The following is a 428-nucleotide window of genomic DNA, read 5'->3' as shown; positions in this document are numbered from 1 at the left end:
TCTTTGATCAGCTTTTTGTCTTTTAGCCCGGGCACGAAAAAACCATCTGCTCCTGCCGCCTTATAGGCTGCCCCGCGAGCGAGCACCTCATCCAGCAAGACCGCATGATCGATGCCCTCATCTGCCTTGAGAAACACGTCCGTTCTCGCATTGATGAAGACCGGGACACGGTGGTCTTCGGCAGCGCTGCGAATAGCTCGAAGCCGGTCCACCTGATAATCGACATCATAGAGGCCCGTCCCGTGCACCACCTGATCCTCGAAGTTCAATCCGATGACGCCGAGGGTGAGCAGACGACCTACGTTGCGCCTGACCGTTGCAGCATCACTCGAATAACCGCCTTCAAAATCCACAGTGAGAGGCAGATCGATGCATTTCATTATTCGAGCGACTACCGCCAGTGCGTCATCAAGCGGCATCTCTTCGCC

Annotated in this window: 1 protein-coding gene; it reads right to left on the bottom strand. The window is 55.6% G+C overall.

The genetic code is table 11. The features are described from left to right. Window positions 1-419 (bottom strand): isocitrate lyase/phosphoenolpyruvate mutase family protein (locus tag AB4Z23_RS28645; protein ID WP_441361330.1); only part of this gene is annotated, 419 nt, incomplete at its 3' end. Window positions 420-428: the final 9 nt, after the last annotated feature.

It is taken from the genome of Agrobacterium sp. MCAB5 (assembly GCF_052114365.1).
Taxonomy (GTDB): Bacteria; Pseudomonadota; Alphaproteobacteria; order Rhizobiales; family Rhizobiaceae; genus Agrobacterium; species Agrobacterium tumefaciens.
The sequence above is the reverse complement of the archived record's forward strand: the minus strand, read 5'-3'. Positions and strand labels throughout refer to the sequence as shown.